The organism is Acinetobacter sp. ANC 4169 (genome assembly GCF_002135355.1).
Classification (GTDB): Bacteria; Pseudomonadota; Gammaproteobacteria; order Pseudomonadales; family Moraxellaceae; genus Acinetobacter.
Map to the genome: position 1 here is coordinate 74,210 of NZ_NEGE01000009.1, position 20,822 is coordinate 95,031.

The window sequence follows — 20,822 nt, forward strand, 5'->3', positions numbered from 1 at the left end:
GATGCGCCCACAAAAACTGAGCCGAGAACAAATTTTGAATATCAGTGCCTTGCAATTCAAGCGCTATGGCTATGCTGCGACCAGTATGGAGATACTGGCCAAAGCCTGTGGACTCAGTAAAGCCTCTTTTTACTATTATTATCCCAGTAAAGAGGCCTTGCTGATGGATGTACTGGAACTGACCCGACAGTATTTAAATACACATTTGTTTAGGCATTGCTTAGAGGATGGAGTTTGCATCAGCCAACAGTTCGAGCAGATGCACGAACGTGCGATCCGGTTTTTTAGTGATGAAGTCAAGGGCTGTTTAATCGGCATCATTTCAATTGAAGCACGCTATCAGTCTGCTGAAATTTTAGAAAAAATTCGCGCTATTTTTCAGGATTGGGAAATGGCATTTTATCAATTATTTAAAATGCAGCTTGCAGAACAGGAGGCTAAAATTTTGGCAAAACAAAGTTTGGCCGATTATGAAGGGGCAATTTTAATGTATCGCCTGAATGATGAGCTGTTTTATCTGGATCAGGTCAAGCAACGTATCTTAAAGCAGTTGGTTAAAAAGAGTGAGTACCTGGATAAAAACCAGAACCCTTTAGTTGAAGGTTAACGATGATATAAGCAATTCGGGCAGCTGCTTAAATCAAACGCGATGAGGCCGCTCCTTGAATTCACACTTATGCTCACAGCCAAAACGGTCAATATGGGTATAAAACACGCCATAGCGTCCGACGTAATATTCTAAAGACTGGTCATAGAAGGTCCAGTAAATCGACCATTCGCCTAGGTCCAGCTTGCGAATCCGGGTTTGTGCCTTGGCGGGCAGTTTTTTTAAAATACCTTCTTGAACGACAATAGCCTGACTTAAATTACGTTCAGTCAGATGACGTTCAAAAAACATCTGGCAAACATCATCAAACAGTTGTTGTTCATATTCCTCCACCTCCTCTACCCGTTCTTTCGGTGAAGACAAGGACTGTGCCGAGGTTGCATCGGGTTTGATTAAATCGGTGAGTCGCTTGATTCTGAATTGTTGAGCATGTTGATTAATCTGAATTTTACAAAATATTTTCCAAAGCACAATCAGCCCAAGAAAAAGACATAACCCCAAGAGTATTTTCAGCATAGCGTCACTCTCATGAATAAATAATTATTATTTTTATATTATATAAAACAATTTGAACAAAAATTACACAACTTTTAAAATATTATGCTATAAAAAAAATAGGGTCTATTAACATTTCATAGATAGCTTGCGCTGTAGGCTAAAATTGAGCAGATAAGGCATGAAACGAAGATAATAGCGAGACTATTTTCAAGTTTCATAACGAAATCTGAGATAATTTTAGCCACAGCCCTACGGGACGACACATATTTTTGCTGCTATATCGTTACAAAGCAGTCATTTAGAATGACTAAATTTCCTGCTTTTCGCCTCATATCAGCTAAAAATATGTGTCGTCGCAATCATAGATGAAGTGTCAATAGACCCTTATGATTCTACGGAACTTTACTCATGTTTCCTCTTTCATCTGCTCAAGCTACGCCGGTTACTTGCTTCGCTTTGGACCTTCAAGTCTACAAGGCAAGTTCACGACGTGTGCAGTTTTTACATGAGGTGCCTTGGAATCTGTACCATGATGATGATTTAGAATAATCACCACCCAATAAATACCCCAAGGTCGCCTCAACAGCGGCCTTTTTTATTGCCTAAAAATAAGGAAAAAGCTGATGAATAATTCAATCAAGAATAATGACTTCCCCTCGCCACTGTCCGAGCCGGTTGTAGCCCCTTTTAACCCAAACTCACGCTTCGCTACAGCCGGTCAATTTGTAACTGTTGTACTGATCTGGTCACTGACACCACTTGCAGCCGTCTGGACAGTGCAGGAAATTCATTGGGCGTGGGGCTTATTTATCCGATTTAGCTTGGCCATTCCAATTGCCTTGGCCTGTCAGGCCTGCTTCAAGGTCAAAGTTCCCGTACACCCGCAAGCTTTGCTGAGTTATGCCGCGGGTGCTCTTGGCCTGTTTGCCTCCATGACCTTTTGCTACCTGGGCGCATCCAAGGTGCCTTCCACAGTCATTTCAATCATCTACGGCAGCGCTCCCTTGGTTTCTGGTTTAATCGCCATTTATATTTTTCACAGTGAAAAGTTTAACGCCTATCAATGGCTCGGCTTGGGTCTAGGGATGCTGGGCATGTATTTTGCGCTGGGTTTAAACGCACAAAATCTGCTACTCAATCGACTTGGCATTGCACTGGAAATCGTGGCCATGCTGTTATATGTGCTTTCTGCATTTGCAGTGCGTGCTGTGGCTGCAAATATCCATCCACTGAGTCAGATGACCGGTACTACAATCATGTCATGGCTGGGTTATTGTTGTTTGCTGCCTTTTTTCTGGTCAGAGATGCCTGATAAGCTGCCTTCATTACAAACTCATATTGCTCTCATTTATAGTGCGGTTTTTTCATCGGTACTGGCGATGATTTTTTATTATCAGCTGCTCAATAAAGTCAATCCAACCACGCTGATGCTGATGAACATCATGAGCCCGGTACTGGCTACGCTGTGGGGCACATGGCTTAATCATGAAGCTCTAAATTCTCATTTCATTTTAGGGCTGTTATTACTCTGTTCAGGTTTAGCCCTCTATGCTTTGCAAATACGTAGTAAACATTAAATAGCATAGAAAAAATCCCGAGCCGGATGCAGACTCGGGATTTGCTCAATTCTAAATTTAAGCAAAAAAGCTTTTATTCAAGGTGAATAATTTTGCCGTGTTCGTCATGATGAACCACTGTGACCTTTTGCTGGCGTCCCTGTTCGATTTCTTCAACAGCTAAACCAAAATGTTGCCCATAATCGGAGACATTTTTAGCAGACGTAGTCTTTACTGTTTTTGCAGGAACAAAATTCGACCATAAAAGCAAGGCCACAGCACAAGCCAATAAAGCACTTACGCCATGTTCAATACCTAAGCCAAAAGCAGAAAAAAGTTGATGAAACACATGATTTTTTTGCAGGCTCAAAACACCCATCACAATCAGTAACGGTCGCCATAGCAACAGCCACACCGCCCACATCATGGCGGTAGAGGTATTCGACGCATAACGTTTATGCCACGGCAAGCAATGACGCAAATCAATAATTAAAGGATTATTTTTCATGGATCACTTGCTCATTATTGGAGGTTGAATGGCGCATCCCGCGGTCTGGACTGACCCAGCGTGCGCGCTGGCCATGACCACGTAACAAAACTTTAGGGAATGCCACAATACTGGCCGTCAGGGTGATCAGCCAGAATACGAATGGATACCAGATCATCCAGAAGTAATTTTTGCCCAGTGAATGTTCATAACGGCTGTCCATCCATTTGCTCATGGCAAACTGTAACAGGCAGGTTATGCCCAATAACAAACCTGTGCCATAAGGTAGAAATGGCGAACTGATCCCCGATATGCCTAGTGGGACAATAAAATGCACCAACCAAAGGATGGCCATAAACAGCATTAAATAAGACCAGATCAGTGTCAGGATCAATTCACAGAGCAAGGGCCATAAAAAATTCAGTTTTGGTTGAAACAGCACATCTATATTTTTAATCAGTACCTGTGCCCCACCCATGGCCCAGCGCAAGCGCTGTTTCCATAAACCCTTAAAGGTTTCCGGCATTAAAATCCACACCAGAGCATTCGGTTCAAAGTGAATATTCCATCCCGCACGTTGCAGCTTCCAGGTAATGTCGATATCTTCAGTCAGCATATTAGGGGACCAGTAGCCCACTTCATGTACGGCACTTTTACGAAAGGCGGTAATCACGCCAGAGACGGTAAACAGTCGTCCAAAGCTACGTTGTGCCCGTTTAATCATGCCGACTATGGAAGAAAACTCTCCCACCTGAATACGACCAATCAGGGTAGAACGGGTACGAATTCGTGGATTCCCTGTAACCGCAGCCACGGTTTCATCTTGCAGAAAATGCCGTAGCATCCAGGTCGCGGCATGCGGATCAAGCAAGGCATCGCCATCGATGCCGAGCAAATATTCTGCATCTGTAAGCAGGCTTCCAGCCTGTAGTGCCATAGCCTTGCCCTGATTATGCGCCAAATGCACCACACGTAATTTTTCGTGCTGATCTGCCAGACGGTTTAACACGGAGGCGGTGTTATCCGAACTGCCATCATTAATGGCAATGACTTCAAAGTTTGGATAATCCAGTGCCAGCGCATGGCTGAGTGTTTCTTCAGCGTTGTCGCCCTCGTTAAAACAAGGTACCAGCACTGCCACTTTAGGATAATAAGGCAGTGCTTCAGGCTGTTGAAATGGCGGATCCTGTCGCTCTTTCCAATAGAAAATCAGTGCACCGATCATCCATAAATACGACATAAATAATGGATAATAAAAAACGAAGTGCAATGCAGAATGCCAAAAATGCTGCAGCGTTGACATATAGAATTCCTTTAAGGAATAAGTTTGCTGGATTTCATATCAAAGGCTTTGCGCATTACGTGAGTATCTGGATAGTCCTGAATCGGATCATCCGGATAGTACGCTTCATGCATCACACCTTGGCTATATAAAGACTCAATGGTTTTTGCCATTTCATCTGAGGGAACCCTTTGATTGGTTCGCCAGTTCACCGACTGTAATTCAAAGACGGTTTTCTTCATGCCATTGGGATATTGCTTCACACGATTGACGATATCGCGATAAAAAGCATCGTTATCTGTGGCTTGCTCCATATAGGGCATCGCCATGATTGCAGTGAAGTCATAACGGTTAATCGACTGTTCCAAAGACTGTGAATACCAGTTTTCCGCATAAGGTTTCAGGGCAACTTGTGCATACAAGTTACGTGCAGTCAGCAAAAACGGATGATACTGGCGGACTTCTTGCGCCAGTTGCATGGCGAAGTCATCAATATATTGGGTTTTGAACGCGGTCCACTTTTCCAGGTCGGCATCATTATTTCGAATTTTCGCCAGATCTGTCGGTAAGCCAATAGAGGCATAGGCATGCAAGGCTTCGGGACTGGCATCTTCATAGTCAGATAAAGTGGTGTCATCGTGGAATAAAATACCGTTAAATGGCACTGACTTGGCCAGGTCCTGATAAATACCGGCAATGGTTTTACGCGCATCGGCAGAAAAAGGACTTAAACGGTGATAGCCCATATTCAGATGCTCGGAATCATCGGCTTGCTGGGTCACCACCACATCTTTAGCCACCGGATTATTTTTAGGGAGGTCCCAGGCCAATAACGGCATCCAGGCATAGACCCGACTGACTTGGGTACGGGTTTGAATTTGCCAGGCCACCCGGTTAAACAGGTCTGCACGCATCGGTAGATAACGGTTCGGGAAATACACCATATCCGCAGAACCATTGGCATCCGGATCAGAAAAGGCTTGTAGATACACAGTATTGACTTTCATTGCCACAATCCGGTCGAGCAAGTGATCCAGATTGCGTTCTTGCTGAATTGGATCTTTGTCGTAAATGTAATCCAGATCGATATGCATGATTTTTTGCGGACGGTTATTGTCGCCTAAATGTTGCTGACGGTTTTGAATTTCCTGAGCCAAATCCGCCGTAGTCATATTGCCTTCAATCAGAATACGGTTAAGCTGCCCCAAAGAACCTTGCGCAGAATCTGCACCGTCATCCAGACTAATGGCCACTGGCATACCTAACTGTTTGGCAATTTTCACGGTTTGCATGGTGTAATGCCCATAAGGCCATACCATCACCCGTGGTGCTTTTAAGCCGTGGGCACTCAATAACTGGTTATTCTTTTTTAAATCATTGCTAATCCGTTGTTGATAATGGCGATCGGTTTCATAGCTTGCAGATTTAGGATCATATAACCGGGTGACTGCCGCCGGTTCCATATTGCCTTGCGGATTGCCCAAGATGCCGCGATGCAGGTTATAGCTATGACTGGCAATTTCGACCAGGCCACTGTCTTGCATCTGTTTTAATTCGGCCCAAGACAACATTTGATTGCGCTGAATTTTCTCGCCTGAGAAGTCAATGCTTTTCCCTGCTTTAGGCTCTAGCCATGAACCCACCACTGCCAGTACCACTGGAATTTTATTGGCTTTGGTAATCGGATAAGCATTTTTATAAAATGAAGCATAGCCATCATCAACCGTCAATAAAACCGGCTTGCTGGGTAAATGATATTTGCCTTGATGTGCTTTAATCAGCTGATCGACATTAATAAAATGAAAGCCATTATTTTTAAGCCAGCTAATATGTTGCTGAAACTGCTGAGTCGTTACTGAATAGTCAGGAATCAGTGCCGATTTACCATCGGTAATTTCATGATAGCCAATCACCGTAAGGGTGGGATTGTTGGTTGGCAGTGTTTTACTCCAGGCTAAATGAGGCATCTGACATAAAACGGCGGAAAGAGAAGCAGAAAGCAAGGTGGATAGCAAGCGAATCTTCATTGAATGGTGCTCAAAAATCATTTTATGCTCTGAACACGCAGCATCATTGATCAATAGAAAACGACCCTTTTCATGATTTACGCCATTCAGAACTTTGAATCTGTATTTTTATCCAACCAAGCTGAAATGAAGCTTAAAAAATAATAGTTTTTTTAAAATTAAGTATTTAAATAATGAAATGAGCAAGCAGTATTTTAAGTTATATACATTTTTTTAATTAAAAGTGCTTAAAAAAACTAAGCCAGATATGGCTGATATTGATCCCGTCCGGCGGCTTTGGCTGCATAAAGCTGGACATCGGCAGCTTTCATCAGTTCATGAATATCGGCATATTGATGATGGCGATCCATCCAGGCTACACCCATACTTAATGTCACATATTGTTTTTGATCCGGCCGGTTTAAATGTTCAAACTGGCTGTTTCTTACCGCATTTAAAACCTGTTGCAATACATTTAAAACCACTTCACCCGGCACATTATGCAATACAATGGCAAACTCTTCCCCGCCATAGCGAGCCACATAAGCAGACGGCGGCAAGGCACTTTGGATAACCTTGACCAAATCCTGCAAAATCACGTCGCCTTTCAAATGCCCATAATAATCATTGTAATTTTTAAAATAATCGACATCCAACATGGCAAATGCCAAAGCGCTATTACTTTGACTTTGTGTCAGGGTAAATAATCGCTGAATTTCGGTATTTAATGCACGCCGGTTAAAGGCACCTGTTAATGCATCAATTTGAATTTGCCGTTCCAACTGTTCATTAAGCTGATGCAACTGCGAGGTACGTTCCTGTACTTTCTGATCCAGAGATCGGTTCAGCTCAAATAAATTATGGTTCAATTGCTGAATATAATGAGTATGCTTGGCATAATTTTTTGCCTGCTGAAACATAATCAGCAATGCATAGAAACTGGTTGAAATAAAAGTTAAGTTAAAGGACTCGATCAGGTTTAGCGATAATAAAAAGTCATGTAAAAATGTCACGCATAATAAAATCACGGCCCATAAATTAATGCTTGAATATTGCTCTTTCGATTTCACAGTCAGATAAAAACCGTGAGCAAAATTTAGAATCACAATCGGACTGATGATGGAACTATAAAAAGCAAAGCGCTGAAAAAATTCAGGTACAGTAAACAAGGTCACGAGCATATCAATGCTCAATATGAGCATTGCCAGACCGTAAACAACCGGATGTAAATAGCGCCGGTTGAGTAAAAACATATAACTGATAAAAAATGCAACTGCCAAATATGTAAAGAGATATTCTAGGCGCACTCCCCATAACCAGCTAATATTGGTAAAGGTGGTATAGGCATAAGGTGCTGAAAATAAATTATGCAAGGCCAAGAATAAGATAAAAATACCGAACACAAATACGCGGATAGTGCCGCGACCAATCGCCTTTTGAAATACGGAAAACATGAGGGTAAATATACCCACACCCAGTACGGCACCACAGACCAAACCAATACTCATCATCAACTGCTGGAACTGGCGGCTAATGGTGCTGCCTAAGCCAATCCGCATCGGATTCTCCAGCCCGCCATGCAGATGATTAAAATTGGACGCCTGGATAGCAATTGTAAAATATTCTTTTTCTACCACAAAAAAAGCAATTTTAGGGGAATTTTCTGTTTGATGGCTGCGTTCATCTTTTCCCACTTTACCCATTCGAAGGAGAAAATCACCATTTAAATACAGCCGGTAAGCACCATATTGATTCGGAATAAAAATCGCAATACGGCGCCCAACAAATTGCTTGGGTATTTTAAAATGACCAACAAATGTACCGTAGGTTTGATTGGTTCCGGTGATGTCTTTAAATGAGGCTGGCAAACTCACCGTGTCAGATTTTAAAACAGAACTGGGCTCAGTAATAAACTGCTCAGGATAATACTGCCATGTTTCTTTTAACGGAATAGAACTATTCTCGGTAAACTCAACATCATTCAAGATTTTTTGATGTAAATAATAGGATTCAGGCGCGGCTTCATATAATGCCCAGACCTGTTTTTGTCCCAGACCTATGCATAGACATATTGCTAGAAAAAGTTTGAAAAAATGGAACAGTTTCTGAATTTTATACAAAAAGCGAATCATCCTTAAATTACGCCTACCCCTTCTTTAATGTAGCGATAAAAAAATAAAACTCAAATAATTTTTCATATATTTGCAAGATTCATCCTTGTCTCTTGCAGAATATTTTTTAATCAACCATTAATGCGGATTAATCTCGTGTTTTGACATCAAACAGTTCAATTTCAAAAATAAGATTTGAGTTGGCTGGAATGATCTTGCCCATTTTGCGTTCACCATAAGCCAGGTGTGCAGGCACCAATAATTTACGTTTACCACCCACTTTCATGCCCATGATGCCCTGATCCCAGCCTTTAATGACACGGCCAGTACCAATCACAGTTTCAAAGTAGTTACCACGGTCAATAGATGAATCAAACTTGGTACCATCTTCCAGCCAGCCAGTGTAATGGGTAGTAATCAGTGCACCTTTGACAGCTTCTTTACCTTCACCGACTTTTAAATCAATAATTTCTAATTCATTCATGGTTATCTACCTAAACTGAGCATCAAATTTTCAATGCTTAGTATAACTGGATTTAGCTGAATGCTTTAGGATTTGGCGAATGTATCTTTAAAAGCTCAGCTCCTGGATATTGGAATCATTCAATAAATAAGCAGTGAGTTTTTTATGGTTTTCAGCCGAACCGATCAAAATCCAGCGCCCGCTAATGCGCTGCTCGGTTTTATGTTGCACACTGCGAACTACTTTCATGTCATAGGTTTTAAACAACTCTTCATATTGATCTAAAGTCTGGCGCTGATAAGGACAAATAATTCGATATGTGCGGGCATGGCTCAGGGCTTCTATACCCTCCTGAACATAGATCAAAAAAATCAGCACGATTAAAACAATGAAGGTGGCGTACAGGCTTAACAGTTCATAGCCTGCACCAGCCGCCATGCCCAATGCCGCTGTCATCCAGATGGTCGTTGCGGTAGTGATCCCCGATATCCGGTTTTCGTCTTTAAAGATCACCCCTGCCCCAACAAAGCCCAACCCCGTCAGAATATTGGCTGCAATCCGGTCATGGCTATCTACACCAATTTTTAAAGACATAATGGTAAACAAACACGAACTCAGACTGACCATGATCATGGTTCGGAGGCCAGCCGATTTACTTCGATATTCGCGCTCTGCGCCAATAATTGCCCCAATGCCCAGGGCAATCAGCAAACGATAGAGATCCGGATGCATATATTTTCCCTTTATTCATTTTTATTGTTTTCAGGTATACGCAATTTTTAAATCAGGATGCAAGCCTAGACCTGCAACCTGTATATATTTATTGTAATTGTTCCCATTCCACCACAACCTGGGCATGTTCGCCAATCAAGGTCCATTCACCATCCATCACGTTTAACTGCAATTGCATGGTGCGCTCGCATAATTGTGGCAATGCCTCTGTAGTCGCGGTAGAAAGTTTCCACACTTCTACATTGCTTAAGGTTTTTAATTTGCTGTTGCGCTTATACCATTCATCTACAGCTGCCCCGTAAGTGACTACAGCCACTTGCTTACAACGCGCACTGGCTTTTTTCACCTTATCTTCATCTGGACTGCCCACTTCAATCCACTTGATCAGCTGACCAGTCAGGTCTTTTTGCCACAAAGCCGGTTCAGCAGTTTCAAACAGATCTTTGGTAAACTCCAGGGCTTCATCTGCAAAACGGGCATAGGCCAAAATACGTACCATCAAGCGTTCAATGGTTTCCGATGGATGTAGCGCCATCGTAAGTTGATAATCACCGTACTGATGATCATCCATATTGGCAATATTTAAATCTGCCTTATAAATCGTAGCTTTAAGCGCCATAAAAGTGTCCTCAAATTTGGCGCCTAGCATATAAGATTTGGATGTATTTTGCTGAAAAGTTTTTAATCCAGATCTGGATGAATCTGGCCTTGCAATAATTGATCTTCAAAATATTGCCAATCGCGCTGATCTCGCACAATGATTTCAATGCGGTTATCAATGCCTTCTTCCGCAGACTGATAATTAAACTGTTCCGGATTAAAATTAAAACTTTTCCAGCCCTGATTGGTATTAAAAATTGCTTTAATCCGCAGCCAATCTTGCTGTTCACAAAGCAAATCCAATAAGGCATAAAAATCGAATTGCCAGCGTTTGGGAAGTTTCCAGCCAGCCACGCTATAGCCTTGTGTGGTCTCGACATAGTGATAAGGTAACTGTTTAATTTCCGGTAGTGGCTGTCCAGCTGAAAATGTCTTTTGAATTTTCAGTAAGGGCTGAATTTTGCGTTCCGTCCCGACATAAGGCAGATCAATTTGCTGAAGTGAAATCTGCTCCTGCCCGCTCATCAGCCAGATTTGCTGATAAGCCTGATATTCGCTTTTAAGTGCGTCTAAAGCCTGATCATCTGCAAAATTCATAGTGTCAGCATGAGAAACCACAATAATATTTGCTGCTTTTAACTGATCTGCATACAGATTTTGCTGTGTCCAATCACTATCATGCAAACGCGAGCCATCAATCACGGTTATTAATGCCTGCATGGCGATACTCTGCTGCCAATGTGGTTCAGTCAGTTGTTCCAGTAGTTGTGCAGGATGCCCCAGCCCTGTCGGTTCGATAAATAACCGGTCCGGTTTGCTTTCTGACAATAATCGCGACAAGGCAATCTGCATTGGCAACTGGCTGCTACAGCACAGACAGCCACCCAGTAATTCCTTAACTTCATAACCTTGCGTTTGCGGCAACAACTGCTGATCAACCCCAATTTGTCCAAACTCGTTCATTAATACTGCCCATACTTCATTTTCTGGCTTTTGACTGAGCAAATGCTTGAGCAAGGTGGTTTTCCCAGCACCTAAAAATCCGGAGATAATATGCGTAGGCACAGCTTGAGTTGGAGAAATCAGTTTCAAAATTTACTCGCTTTTGAGGGAGAGACTAAAATGAATGGCTACAAAGGTGCACTGCCCTCTCAAGCCATCGGCAGCTAGCTCCACTTTAATTTTTTCCATGCGGGATCGCAACGAATTCAACAGGATTTAACGCTTCGCCTGGCCTTTTTATCGCTTATTCTTTTGTTGATAGACATGCTTAGCAACCTTGCTTGTGAGCTAACTATGGGGAAGAGCAACTTCAAGCGTGAGTTGTTAAACTTTTGCGCAAATTCTGAAAGATTTTTTTACATTTAATCGCAAGTAAGCTATCTGCAAAAATGCGGTTGTTGCCCTGTTTTGTATATCACAAGTAAAAAACAGCCTGTTGATAAGCCTCAATAGAAATATCTTCATACATTTTTTGTGCAATTTTTTAATTATTATTTACAGTAAATGCACAGTAAAAACTTGCTTGTATTTTTCCTGTTAATCGATCTGTTTCACTTTGTTGCTTTGATTGCTCCCCCGCTCAAGGCTCTTTAGCATGAGCCCTGTCCATATTTATGTGATGATGAATATGGATCTAATAACTTTTAAAGAATAACAGGATGCTTAAAATGAAATTAACTCAACTATTACTTGCTTCTACTTTTAGCTTTGCTGCTGCAACCACGTTTGCTGCTAGTGCTGATAAACACCCCCAAGAAGAAAAAGTGATTGTTTCTACTCAAGAACAACCGGAAACGGCTACCCCTGAAAGTGCTGCAACCAAGCCTACATCAGCTCAACCCGCGTCAGAAGTTGCTGTAGAAGAAGCACCGACTAAACCTGCGCAATAACATTCAAACTCGATCTCTAAATTATTACCCCCACCTTGTCCATACAAGTGAATGCTTTAGAGTTCAAAGCTGAATTATGCTCATAATTCAGCTTTTTTTATTTCTCAAAAGTCTTGCTCAATGATAGAAAAAAATGATCATCAATCTGTAAAACCCTATAGTTAAATATAAATATAATTATTAATTTTCAATATTTTAATAAATTATTTCTTGTAAAGCTGTTTTCTTTTTATTCAACATCTCTACTATGGCATAGCTTGTTTAGACCCTCAAATTCACCGTTAATACAGTTAAATGTGAATTGATTGAATGGACATTCGCTATGAGCAACAAAACAAATTACACCACTGAAGTGGCAATCTTGGGTGCAGGCCCTGTAGGTTTGACGATTGCGAACTATTTAAGTAAACAAGGCGTTCAAGTCACTATTATTGAGCAACTGGATAGTTTGATTGACTACCCACGTGCTATTGGTATTGATGATGAGTCTTTACGTACCATTCAATCACTGGGTCTGGTCAATCAGGTCTTGCCGCATACCACACCGAACCACGCAATGCGCTTCCTGACCCCTAAAGGTCGCTGTTTCGCAGACATTCAACCGCTGACCCGTGAATTTGGTTTCTCGCGTCGTAACGCATTTATTCAGCCTCAAGTAGATAATGTGTTACTACAAGGTTTAAAACAATACGAAAAAACTGAAGTGCTTTTTTCACGTCAGCTTAATGAGTTTAGCCAAGATGCCAATGGCGTAACGCTTAAGATTCAAGACAAAAACCAGAAAGAAGAAACTGTTCAAGCAAAATACTTAATTGCCTGTGATGGTGGTAACTCGATTGTACGTCGTACCTTGAATATTGGTTTTGATGGTAAAACCGCAGCGAATCAATGGATCGTGATCGACATTGAAAATGATCCTCTAGCGACTCCACACATTTACCTGTGCTGTGACCCTGTGCGTCCCTATGTTTCTGCTGCACTTCCGCATGGTATCCGCCGTTTCGAATTTATGGTGATGCCGGGTGAAACTCAGGAAGAACTGAGCAAACCGCAAAACATCGCCAAATTACTGTCTAAAGTACTGCCGAATGCTGAAAATATCGAAGTGATTCGTCAGCGTGTTTATACCCACAACGCACGTATTGCCGATAAATTCCGTGTAGACCGCATTTTACTTGCCGGTGATGCCGCACATATTATGCCGGTATGGCAAGGTCAGGGTTATAACAGCGGTATGCGTGATGCCTTTAACCTGGCCTGGAAAATGGCCTTGGTTGTTCAGGGTAAGGCTACTCCAGATCTGCTGGATTCTTACCAGATTGAACGTAAAGACCATGCCAAAGCTATGATTGACCTTTCTGTGATGGCAGGCCACGTGCTTGCGCCACCGAAAAAATGGCAAGGTTTCGTGCGTGACGGTATTGCCTATGCGTTGAATTACATCAAGCCGATTAAACAGTATTTGCTTGAAATGCGTTTTAAACCGATGCCGAAATATAACGATGGTGCCTTGCTTGCAGATGGTAAAAAAGAATCTCCTATCGGCAAGATGTTTATTCAGCCGCATGTAAAACTTGAGTCGGGTGAAAAAGTTTTACTGGATGATGTGATCGGTAATGACTTTGCCATTATTGCCTGGGGAGTCGATCCTCAATGGGGCATCAGCGAGAGCACCATGCAGGTATGGCAAAAATTAGGCGTCAAATTCATTCAGGTGATTCCTGAAGTTCAGTTTGGCAATGAAAACCGTAAGCAATTTGACGGCGTGATTACCATCGGTGATATTGGTACCGATATTCGCAGCTGGTTTGGTAAAACATCTGACTCTGTTGTTATTTTACGTCCTGACCGTTTTGTGGCAGCCCTAGCCATTCCACAAACTTTAGACCACGTGAGCCAACAATTGTTTAAAAAGCTACACGTAAAATAATGCCGATATAACAATACATTCACTGAATCTTATTCAGAGGCCTGACCACGCGAAAGCGTGGTCTTTTTTTATCTAAATTCTTTGCGGAACTAGACAAAATTAGTCACAGAATCAATTTAACCGCTAAGGTCTTTCAATTTTTGGGCAACAAGATGAGTATGCTGCCTATCAACAGTGCTTAAACCCATATGCTCTGACTCAGCCCAAACTAAATACTCGAATATATCTAGTAATGGTTTTTTGTCTATCAGCATTTTATACAATGGCGCAACATAGCTATCATATTCATCAAATGCTTCTGGAAAATCTTGCACACCAATAGGATCCCATTCATTTAAAAGAATTACTGAAATCCTTTTGTATAAGGATTCAATAAGCTTTATATTTTCTTCCATTACAGATTTCCTTTCATAGTTATTACGACTCAACCTGTTTTGGAATCTACGATAACTCGAACATTATTCACAGGATCACAATCTCCTTTCATCCCAGATCTAGTTGAATGAGAATAGGTGTTCAAATAGTTTTTTGATTTTGCATAAATGAAAGAACAAAAAAATATTAAGTATTTATTTTCTGAAACCATGGCACATCTTTCATGGAATCACGCTGTGCCAGCAATTGAATAAAGGGCTTGAACTCATCAAGATAAGGCAATATTTTGAACGATATGGCAAAAACCAGCCAGTAACCAAAAAATAAATCTGCTGCTGAAATTTTCTCGCCCAGCAAATATGGATTCGCTTCTTTGATACCATTTTTTAGAAATGCAAATACGCTCTCTTCATTACCAAAACTCAGACTGCTTCTTTTTGCTTCAATCTGCTCATTGGAAATATGCAAGCCTTTCATATCCATATATTCAGTCAATGGGCCATGACAGAAGAACATCCATTTTAAATAGGCACCACGCTTGGGATCATCCAGTGCCGGAGCTAATCCCTTTTCCATGTATTTGTCCGCCAGATAAGCAAATACGGCTGCCACTTCCGACACCACAACGCCCTGATCGACCAGACACGGTACTTTCCCCATCGGATTAATGCTCAGATATTCAGCTTGATGCATCTGTTCATACGGCACTTGAATCTGTTCAATCTGGTCTTCTATACCCAGCTCTTTCAGTAAAGGCAGCAGGGTCATGCCACGTGATTGCGCATTGTTATACAGCTTGATCATTGTTGTTCGGCCTATATTTTTGTTTTAGGTTTCGAGTATAGATCAATTTAATTAAGCGAGGGATAATTGTTATGTGACAGCATGGCCATGCGCAGCGATGCTTCTCATTTAAAAAAAGCATCGTGCACTGTAAAAAATGTATTATTAAAAGAAACCCATATAAAACTGTTCTTTTAAGATTTTTAAAATCAGCTCAATCACTTCATTTTTTTGCCCTTTACGGTAACTGGCATACAGGTCAATCATCGGCAAAGGTTCAATGGTATTTTTTACAATAATTTTATCCCCCAGTAGCGGGATCACATAAGCCGGTACCAGGCTCCAACCCACCCCCATGCCGACCAGATTGACATTTAACAGAATGTTGGTCGAATGCTGGACGATGTTGACGTCCAGTTTAGATTGCCTAAAGAAATCGGTAATAATTTTGTGCAACTGCGGTGAGGCATCCTCATCACTAATCACAAAATTCTGATGATTAAAACTCTTGATACTAATATGACGCTGCTCGGCAATCGGTGAATCCTTCGGCACAATTAAAGCCAGCGGTTCACTAAAAATTTGCACGTGTTCCAGTTCGTTCGATTCATCGACATAGCGGGTAAAGGCAATATCAATATCACCTTTTTTTAGGGCTTTAAACTGGTTAGCATCAGTTAGGCTATGAAAGTTGATTTTGATGTCGGGAAAATGCGCCCGGATATTCGGCATGATATAGGGAAAAATTTTCATTTCCGCTACAGGCACAAAGCCAATATTCAGCTGGTCTTTGCTCAGGTTGGCAATTTTCCGCGCATCCTGAATCGCTTTTTCAGCATGTTCCAGACTTAACAAAGCCTCTTTTAAAAAGGCTTTGCCTTCTTCTGTCAGTTCAACTTTCCGATTCGATCGAACCAGTAATTGCACCCCGACTTCTTGTTCAAGGTCTTTAATTTGCTGGCTTAAAGAAGGCTGCACCGTACACATCCGCTGTGCCGCCTTGGTAAAATTCAGTTCTTGTGCAACTGCAACAAAATAGCGTAAATGACGTAATTCCACGTACCGTACCTCTTTATTTAAGTTGCTTGAGTGATGCCGAAACCGTGTATTTATAAACAAATAAAGTCAGCACAGTAATTACAGCACAGAATAAATAACTCAGTTGATAACCATAATAGGCAATCATCAAGCCTAAAATGACTGAACCGATTGCCATACCCAAATCAAACAGGGTGAAGAAAGTGGAAATGGCATGTCCCATACGCTGTTTCGCTACAGACTGGATGGCTATGGTTTGAAAGCACGGAAATAGTGAGCCATAGCCAATACCAATAAATATAGCAGATAACCAAAGCAGCCATTGATTGGAGATCAAACTGACCACCACCAGACCTAAGGCAAAGAAAATAAATGAGGGATAAATGACTGCACTGGCACCCTTACGATCATAAATTTTGCCCACCCACGGTCGTACCACAATCATGGAAATGGCAAAGACAATAAAAAACAGGCTGGTATACGCAAGCAGATCTTTAGATTCACTATAAGCAGCAATGAAACTCATAATGCTGGAATAGGCAAATGCGGTCAGCAATGCGACAAAGCCAATCGGTATGGCACGTGTTTCAATAATGTCATGAAAGCCCAGTCGTGGCTTTTCCGTATGAACATTGAGAAGAGTGATCTTGTTTTCCTGTACTGGAATCATTAAACAGAAGATAAAACCCAGACTGATCACTGCGGTTAACAGCGCAAATAACATTATAAAATCAGTAAATTGCAGAACAGTTAAGGCAATTAAAGGCCCAAATACCACGGCAAGATTGGTCGACATGACAAAATAGCCCATGCCCTCGCCCTTGCGATGATCGGGAATAAAATCGTTGGCTATGGGCACGGTCACCGTGGTTAATACGCTAAACCAGATGCCGTGAATAAAACGAATCAGCAATAAGGCCCACATGCTGTCGGCAAATAAATAGCTAAAAGCAAAAAGAACAAACAGCAATTCTGAACCGCGAAAGGCGATTTTTTTACCTAATTTTTCCACAATCAGTCCGGAAAATGGCCGAACTGCAATCGAAGACACCAGAAACAGGGTCAATGCCAAACCTGCTTCTTTCACCGTTCCGCCTAAATCCTTCATGATGTAAATCGGCAGAATGGTCAACAAGGCATAATAATAGGTAAATAAAAACAGGTTATTGCATAGACACAATATAAACGAGCGATTCCATAAACGCTCAGTGTTTGTCGCAGACATAATGCCCCACTTAGCGGTAGCCTAGTGCTACTTTTGAACCAGAACAGGTTGCATCACCAAACGTACAAGATTACGTATGTAAGTTTCATCCGGCATGCAATTAAAGAAAATAATCTGATAATGAATTGGCCCATACAGCGTATCCAGCATCAGTTCAAAGGGGTAATCTGCAATAATTTCGTTACGCTCTATGGCGAGTTGAATCAGCTTGCGTGTTTGCTCCCGACGCGGTAATAAATACAACCTGAAGAATTCACCGGCAGCTTCACGATGCTCGGCCATGACCACCAATAAGGCGCGCCCTAAAGGATGATGTAGCGCGAGGGACAATTTTAAAAGCTGCTGATTCAGATTGAATTCCAGACTCTGTTGAAAATCCAGATCAAAGACTGAAGCGGTGTGCTCTTTAAAGGCATCAAAGACCAAATCAGATTTATGCTTCCACCAGCGATAAATGGTCGACTTACCCACCCCTGCACGTGCGGCAATATCTTCAATGGTTAAATGACTGTAGTCATCCTCTTCTAGCGCTGCAGTCACTGCCTGCAAAATACATTGCTTGCGCCGGGAAGTTTTCTCTAACTCAGACATAAGCCACCGAAACGATACGTATCGTTTTATATTAGGCTAATTTTTGCTTCCTGTACAGATCTGATCATCCCTTTAAAATCAAAAAAAGACCGCTTCAAAGCAGTCTTTTAATACATCAACTTTTAGTTGACTTTAATCTTTAATACAGTATTAGCATTGCGAGGTTTTTTTATAAATACTGCATGAAGGATGATGGCTTTCTTGCAAACGTGCTACTTTGCGATGTTCAGCAGCCTCAAAACGGCAACGTTTCCAGTCATTGTCCAGATTTAATGCAGGAATCTGTTTCGGTTTACCATTTTCATCCACGGCCACCATGGTGAAATAGCAGCTATTGGTATGACGTACGGTACGCTTCTGGATGTTCTGTGCTTCTACGCGAATCCCGATTTCCATAGAGGTACGACCGACATGGTTGACACTGGCAAGGAAAGTCACGAGTTCACCAACATGAATCGGTTCTTTGAAATTTACTTTATCGACCGACAAGGTCACGACATAACTGCCTGAATAACGGCTAGCACATGCGTATGCGACTTGATCCAGTAATTTTAGAATTGTTCCGCCATGCACATTTCCTGAAAAGTTTGCCATATCAGGAGTCATTAAGACTGTCATGGTTAATTCAGACTGGTCATCTAATGCTGGAGCAATTTGATCTAATGGGGACATCGCGTTCTCTAGACTCATTTACAGACAGTATAAGCAAGGATTATAGCGTTTTTCTGCGCAATAGAATGTGGAAATTGGCAATAAAACCATCATTATTATTTATAGTGATTTTGGCATCATTCAAGAAAATATATATCAAATTTACCAACTCACTGACGCATAAGCATTTTTCTTATAGACTGATTTTAATAGAATATTTGTTCTAAAAATTAGATTACAAAAAATATGGTTATGTTTTTAAAAACATTTGTTTTGGTCATCACTCAATCAAGTCTGGATAAAACAAAATATTAAATCCATGGGTGCGCAAGTGCGATGCTCTCACCTGTTTCATCCTACAGATAAATTGCCTAATTAAAATTAGATTAAGCTATTATCTTACGCAGCATTTCTTTAGAAATATTGCCGTAACTTAGGACATTCTGCTGGTCTAACTGAGTTTCAACACTATAAGTACCATCGGTATTTTCTGCAATGACGGTAAATACCAGATGCCCCATACTTGCCATTTTGACTTTTTGACCGATTAAAAATTTTTCTATTTTCATACTACTGCTATTCATTTAACCATCCTTACAGAAATATGCTTTCATCACCATTTCAATGAAACCCAGTTTAGTGAATTTTGATCCACCGGTAAACTTAAATCATTGAACAAAAACATATTAATATAAAAATTATATAGTACAAAAGCTTTCATCACTTAGTTTATTTTATTGAGAAATATCAATTAATTAGTTTATCTTTAAAGTACCACTCTATTATTTTTGATCAATTATCAATCAAAACCAAAATTTAAACCGACTAACAAATAACAGCATCGCAATGATGAATCTAAGCCCTAGCACTATTCGATTTCATCATTGCAGTCTATTGAATGGCTAATCCTGTGCGCTTAATTGCTGAACGGTATGACCGAATGGATAATGTTTCTGTTTCAATAAAGCTGTAATGCTATTTAATTGATTTTGCGCTGCATCTACGCCGGCTTGCATGGTCATTGCACGGCCTTTTACATCAAATATATGGCCTTTTTCCCTTAAATCCGGCTGAATCACGATATCTGCATGCTTTAGCTCTTCTTCAGCTAAACGGCTTTGCATAATATTAATATTTTGATTGAACATTCCCCAAACATTACTGGTCTCGGTATGCATCGGTTGCGCCAGAATATCCACCGCAATCACAATATCAGCACCCAAATCACGGGCCACGCCTACAGGCACTGGACTCACCAAACCGCCATCCACATATTCATCCCCCCCAATTTTGGTCGGAATAAACATGCTTGGAATAGACACCGAAGCGCGTACTGCCTGTCCGGTATTGCCATAGTTAAAGACGACTTTTTTGCCTTCTTTTAATTCCGTTGCGACCACGTACATCGGGATTTTTAGCGACTCTAAGGGCGTATTATTGACTTGCTGATTGACGTAATTTTCAACTTTTTGACCGTCAAAAAAGCCTTTCATATCCAGCTTTACATCACGGACATCGTTGGCTTTCATGTTTAAAGCAATATCGCGGAGTTCTTCTGCTGTTTTACCACTGGCATAAATAGAGCCCACAATACTGCCTGCGCTGGTTCCTACAATCAAATCAGGGTGTATACCTTGCTGCTCCAGCACCTGAATGACCCCAATATGGGCATAGCCCCGAGCACCACCACTGCCCAGTACCAAGGCTACAATAGGACGGTTTTCTTGCTGTTTGAGTTTTCTAAAATTAATGCGGTCTGCCCGAACTTGAGCATCTACAGTCGGTGGTTCAGATAATCCTGTCGAACCAACAGTAAGCTTAGGTTGAGCCATCGTTTGGCATCCACCCAGACCCAATACTGCCAAAACAATAAAACTAAATTTAATGTTGCTCATGAACCACCTAAAGATAAATAAAGCTGTTCGTAAAAAAGGCATACAGTTTAAGAATGATTTATTTGCAAAACTGTATTATTTCGTAAATTTTTCATCAAAA

General features: G+C 41.3%; 20 protein-coding genes and 1 pseudogene. 4 read left to right on the top strand and 17 right to left on the bottom strand.

Annotated features, from left to right (window positions below; genetic code table 11):
- Window position 1 precedes the first annotated feature (1 nt).
- Window positions 2-607, top strand: coding sequence for a TetR/AcrR family transcriptional regulator (locus B9T26_RS08435; RefSeq protein WP_086199265.1), 606 nt, complete (start codon window positions 2-4; stop codon window positions 605-607).
- Between the two features lie 33 nt (window positions 608-640).
- Here the strand turns inward: B9T26_RS08435 and B9T26_RS08440 are convergent, their stop codons facing one another.
- Window positions 641-1,123, bottom strand: a complete 483-nt coding sequence (locus B9T26_RS08440) for a hypothetical protein (protein WP_086199266.1) — start codon at window positions 1,121-1,123, stop codon at window positions 641-643.
- 605 nt (window positions 1,124-1,728) lie between these two features.
- Between B9T26_RS08440 and B9T26_RS08445 the strand changes: the two genes are divergently transcribed.
- Window positions 1,729-2,682 (top strand): DMT family transporter, encoded by a 954-nt coding sequence (locus tag B9T26_RS08445; RefSeq protein ID WP_086199267.1) that lies wholly within the window; start codon window positions 1,729-1,731, stop codon window positions 2,680-2,682.
- 73 nt (window positions 2,683-2,755) lie between these two features.
- Here the strand turns inward: B9T26_RS08445 and pgaD are convergent, their stop codons facing one another.
- The 8 genes and pseudogenes from pgaD to B9T26_RS08485 all read right to left on the bottom strand — a co-directional run bounded on the left by pgaD (window position 2,756) and on the right by B9T26_RS08485 (window position 11,434).
- Window positions 2,756-3,169: a poly-beta-1,6-N-acetyl-D-glucosamine biosynthesis protein PgaD gene (gene pgaD, locus B9T26_RS08450; RefSeq protein WP_086199268.1), complete on the bottom strand. Its 414-nt coding sequence runs from the start codon at window positions 3,167-3,169 to the stop codon at window positions 2,756-2,758.
- The gene (gene pgaC, locus B9T26_RS08455; RefSeq protein ID WP_086199269.1) at window positions 3,159-4,451 is read right to left on the bottom strand and encodes a poly-beta-1,6-N-acetyl-D-glucosamine synthase; all 1,293 of its coding nucleotides are present in this window, start codon (window positions 4,449-4,451) and stop codon (window positions 3,159-3,161) included. Before pgaC ends, pgaD begins: the two co-directional genes overlap by 11 nt.
- Before the next feature lie 11 nt (window positions 4,452-4,462).
- Window positions 4,463-6,355: pseudogene (gene pgaB / locus B9T26_RS08460) on the bottom strand (poly-beta-1,6-N-acetyl-D-glucosamine N-deacetylase PgaB); the annotation flags it as partial.
- 338 nt (window positions 6,356-6,693) lie between these two features.
- Window positions 6,694-8,568: a GGDEF domain-containing protein gene (locus tag B9T26_RS08465; protein ID WP_086199270.1), complete on the bottom strand. Its 1,875-nt coding sequence runs from the start codon at window positions 8,566-8,568 to the stop codon at window positions 6,694-6,696.
- Window positions 8,569-8,695: 127 nt separating this feature from the next.
- Window positions 8,696-9,031: an FKBP-type peptidyl-prolyl cis-trans isomerase gene (locus B9T26_RS08470; RefSeq protein ID WP_086199271.1), complete on the bottom strand. Its 336-nt coding sequence runs from the start codon at window positions 9,029-9,031 to the stop codon at window positions 8,696-8,698.
- Window positions 9,032-9,118: 87 nt separating this feature from the next.
- Window positions 9,119-9,742, bottom strand: coding sequence for an MgtC/SapB family protein (locus B9T26_RS08475; RefSeq protein ID WP_086199272.1), 624 nt, complete (start codon window positions 9,740-9,742; stop codon window positions 9,119-9,121).
- 88 nt (window positions 9,743-9,830) lie between these two features.
- Window positions 9,831-10,361, bottom strand: a complete 531-nt coding sequence (locus B9T26_RS08480) for a YaeQ family protein (RefSeq protein ID WP_086199273.1) — start codon at window positions 10,359-10,361, stop codon at window positions 9,831-9,833.
- Between the two features lie 62 nt (window positions 10,362-10,423).
- Complete coding sequence (locus B9T26_RS08485) at window positions 10,424-11,434, bottom strand: CobW family GTP-binding protein (protein WP_086199274.1); 1,011 nt, start codon at window positions 11,432-11,434, stop codon at window positions 10,424-10,426.
- Between the two features lie 578 nt (window positions 11,435-12,012).
- On the opposite strand from B9T26_RS08485, the gene B9T26_RS08490 reads away from it, so the two are divergent.
- Both B9T26_RS08490 and B9T26_RS08495 read left to right on the top strand, forming a co-directional pair.
- A complete protein-coding gene (locus B9T26_RS08490) occupies window positions 12,013-12,234 on the top strand; it encodes a hypothetical protein (RefSeq protein WP_086199275.1) in 222 nt (73 codons plus the stop codon).
- A 322-nt stretch (window positions 12,235-12,556) separates the two neighbouring features.
- The gene (locus B9T26_RS08495) at window positions 12,557-14,164 is read left to right on the top strand and encodes a bifunctional 3-(3-hydroxy-phenyl)propionate/3-hydroxycinnamic acid hydroxylase (RefSeq protein ID WP_086199276.1); all 1,608 of its coding nucleotides are present in this window, start codon (window positions 12,557-12,559) and stop codon (window positions 14,162-14,164) included.
- A gap of 116 nt (window positions 14,165-14,280) precedes the next feature.
- On the opposite strand, the gene B9T26_RS08500 is transcribed toward B9T26_RS08495, so the two are convergent.
- From B9T26_RS08500 to B9T26_RS08535, 8 genes are all read right to left on the bottom strand, one after another.
- Window positions 14,281-14,559, bottom strand: a complete 279-nt coding sequence (locus B9T26_RS08500; RefSeq protein ID WP_086199277.1) for a hypothetical protein — start codon at window positions 14,557-14,559, stop codon at window positions 14,281-14,283.
- A 166-nt stretch (window positions 14,560-14,725) separates the two neighbouring features.
- Window positions 14,726-15,343, bottom strand: a complete 618-nt coding sequence (locus B9T26_RS08505; RefSeq protein ID WP_086199278.1) for a glutathione S-transferase family protein — start codon at window positions 15,341-15,343, stop codon at window positions 14,726-14,728.
- 144 nt (window positions 15,344-15,487) lie between these two features.
- The gene (locus tag B9T26_RS08510; RefSeq protein ID WP_086199279.1) at window positions 15,488-16,381 is read right to left on the bottom strand and encodes a LysR substrate-binding domain-containing protein; all 894 of its coding nucleotides are present in this window, start codon (window positions 16,379-16,381) and stop codon (window positions 15,488-15,490) included.
- 13 nt (window positions 16,382-16,394) lie between these two features.
- On the bottom strand, window positions 16,395-17,585 hold the full coding sequence (locus tag B9T26_RS08515) for an MFS transporter (RefSeq protein ID WP_086199280.1): 1,191 nt from the start codon (window positions 17,583-17,585) through the stop codon (window positions 16,395-16,397).
- A 27-nt stretch (window positions 17,586-17,612) separates the two neighbouring features.
- Window positions 17,613-18,176 (bottom strand): TetR/AcrR family transcriptional regulator, encoded by a 564-nt coding sequence (locus B9T26_RS08520; protein WP_086199281.1) that lies wholly within the window; start codon window positions 18,174-18,176, stop codon window positions 17,613-17,615.
- 150 nt (window positions 18,177-18,326) lie between these two features.
- Entirely contained in the window at window positions 18,327-18,848 is a 522-nt protein-coding gene (locus B9T26_RS08525) for an acyl-CoA thioesterase (protein WP_086199282.1), read from the bottom strand.
- Between the two features lie 365 nt (window positions 18,849-19,213).
- On the bottom strand, window positions 19,214-19,411 hold the full coding sequence (locus B9T26_RS08530; protein ID WP_171262961.1) for a hypothetical protein: 198 nt from the start codon (window positions 19,409-19,411) through the stop codon (window positions 19,214-19,216).
- A 318-nt stretch (window positions 19,412-19,729) separates the two neighbouring features.
- Window positions 19,730-20,722 carry a patatin-like phospholipase family protein gene (locus B9T26_RS08535; protein ID WP_086199283.1) on the bottom strand — a complete coding sequence of 331 codons (993 nt, stop codon included), beginning with the start codon at window positions 20,720-20,722 and terminating at the stop codon, window positions 19,730-19,732.
- Window positions 20,723-20,822 lie beyond the last annotated feature (100 nt).